This window comes from Candidatus Lokiarchaeota archaeon, assembly GCA_014730275.1.
Lineage (GTDB): Archaea > Asgardarchaeota > Thorarchaeia > Thorarchaeales > Thorarchaeaceae > WJIL01.
The window spans coordinates 1-2689 of record WJIL01000090.1 but is presented as its reverse complement, the minus strand read 5'-3'; the positions used below and the strand labels follow the sequence as shown (position 1 = coordinate 2689).

At 42.0% G+C, this 2689-nt stretch carries 1 protein-coding gene; it reads right to left on the bottom strand.

Features of this window, described 5'->3' with window-relative positions; translation table 11 throughout:
- Nucleotides 1–2665, bottom strand: a 2665-nt coding sequence (locus GF309_10255) for a hypothetical protein (GenBank protein MBD3159158.1), incomplete at its 3' end; no start/stop codon positions are given.
- Between the last annotated feature and the right edge of the window lie 24 nt (nt 2666–2689).

Sequence of the window (2689 nt, the reverse complement as noted above, 5' to 3'; positions counted from 1 at the left end):
GGTGTATAGTTGGCTTTGAATCTGTCAATTTGTATAGTTCCACAACATAATCTGAGCAAGGACTATCATCTAACATCTCGACCGTGCTCAGTAAATTGGAAAGCATCCTTTCAGCTTGCTTCGATTCGGCTCTAAGCAAACTTGCTCCAATGGTCCTAATTAGTTTCGACAAACTGCTTCTGATTCCGGGAAGAAGGGAGTTGATGATTTTCGATTTGTCTGTCCAACTCAGAATAGATTCCAAAAAGTGTTCTGCGTGTTTCTTTGGTATCGATTCGCCGAGAAGGGCTTTCTTAACTGCGGTATGAATGTCCACACTGTATTTCTCTCGATCATCCTCATTCGGCATTTTCTCAAGAATCAAACTACTTACTTTAGGAACCTCAGTAAGAAAAGAAACATCGTAAGTTTCACTGAATCTTTTGACCTTGTCCATTGTCACATCCATTAGCATGGAAGCAAAAACCTCGTTAGATATGCAAGACACAACGATACTCACCCATTCAGCAAATTCTTTCCCCGATAACAAAACGCCACCTGTTTGGGCATAGTTTTCCAGATATTCGGGGCTGAGAGATTCATGTTGCTCAAGAACAACACGAAATTGGTCAGCTAGTTTCTCTCTAATTGCCTCATTTCTATGGATCACTTCTGAGTATTTGCTTGATATCAATCTGATGAGATGAAAGAACTCTGACACCTTGGTTTCATCTACTTCTACCCTCTTCAACCCACGACTGATCTCTCGAATCAATTCTTCTGTCTCAGAATCCTGATATGTTGAGGGTAGGTTTCTAACAAGGTGTATTGCCATCTGTAGATTGTTTCCCACCACAAAATCATGAGTATTCTCTGTTAACAAACTATGAAAATCTCTCTGCAGCTCATCGTCATTGCTCGAAATGCTCTCACATTTTTCAAGCCATTTGGAGATAGACTTTTCATCCCATGAAGAGATAACATAGGGGTTCAATTTCCTGATGCCATTTAGAAATCGTTCTTTTGAATCCCAATTCAGATATTCAATAAGAGCGAAGAGGAGGTCGATTTCCTCGGCATGTGTGAGGTGGGTCTTTCGTATCTTTTCAATCGCTCTTGAAAGCAGATCCGAACTGATTTCTTCTTTGACTGAGTCGGAGATATTGGTTATTCTGGTAAGCTTTTTCAGATGCTCCATTGCGCTCTGAAAGTTCTCTGAGTTCAACTCTTGGCGGTACGAAATGTATTCTACTCTTGCTTCTAAATCCGAATCAGACACAGACTGAATTCCCTGTTGTAGCCATGCAATTCTTGATTCAGAAGCAAGTACATGATTAGTATGGATTAGTTTAGCACCTTCTTCAAGCAATTTCTGAACATCATTTGATTCCGCCAAGCCTGATATTAAATCATGAACTGCCATTAAGAATTCTATGCCTTCTCCCGGTTGTTCTCGAGATAAATCATCAAATACATCCATGCCCGTCTCTACCACATAGGCGGGTTCATTTCTAACCTTCACATCTAGCTTCATAGAATCCAGCAGAAACTCCCGCCACTTTCGAGATATTGCTGCTGAGTGTGAGATTGCTTCAACAATCTTTTGTGTCCACTCTGAAAGAATCATTTCAACTTGATTGAATAGTTCTTCATATAGGTTGAGTGTTTGCCATAGAGCACTCCACATATCTTCAGATGGAACCTTCACAGAATCCCCGATAGTGCACACTGTTCTTGCAGATATTGCTATCATATCTGATAGATATGCTTGGGTTATCACTCCTTTCCCGAGTAAAATAGCAGAGGAATTTAGAATCGATTGATAATTCTTAGTAGCCACAAGTTCATCCATTAAGCGAATGGATATTTGATGGAATAGATCATCATCAGTATCCTTGGCTGCATCAATGAGCGGTTCAATACAGTCATGTCCAATTACGGGGCCGTGCGTATTGATTACTGCGCTTATCAGCTGTTCCCAGGGGAAGGATTCTGAAGATTCAAGGGGTCCCATACTTAATCTTCTAACCATCAAGTCTCTTGCTTTCCCAAGTTCTCGCTTTTGGAGAAATGCTTCGGCGGCCTCACATAGTATGGAGCCAATCTCGCGACTAGGAGCATATTCTGCTAGTTCTATTAGCTCATCAGGTTCCCTCCGATCGAGAGCTATGCGGTGCCATTCTTGCATTAAAGGCTCAAAAAAGGGGTTCTCTGGTTGGTTTGAACGTACACTCTCACGGCTCAAGTTGAAGAGTTGTGTCTCATCTAAATGCTCTCGGAAAATCTCTACTGTTTGTTGAGCTAGTGAAATGGAAGTCATTTCTTGGGTTTGAGAAACAACATTTGAGCATATTCCCATTTTGACTCCCTCGGCGCCAGCAGGGCAATTCTGCAAAACCAGGTCTAGATATCTGGGCAGGTATCTCCTTATGTCGATGGCTACATCCAATAGCCATTCTTGAGTCTGAAATAGGTACTCATGGGCGTTCCGCTCGCTTAGATCTTCAAGGAGTGGTTGAATTGCTCTTTCGAAAAAATCGATGTCTCTAGCGTCCAACGCACAGTACAATGCCCGTTCATATGCTTCTTTAGCTTTAGAGGGGAAATAGCCTGAGAATTTCTCAGCTGCACTCAGATACTCTTTACTCGCGGACTGAGGATCCTCCAGATTCGCTGCATCTTGCATGTCTCTTTTGCCCTGCATAAAGCG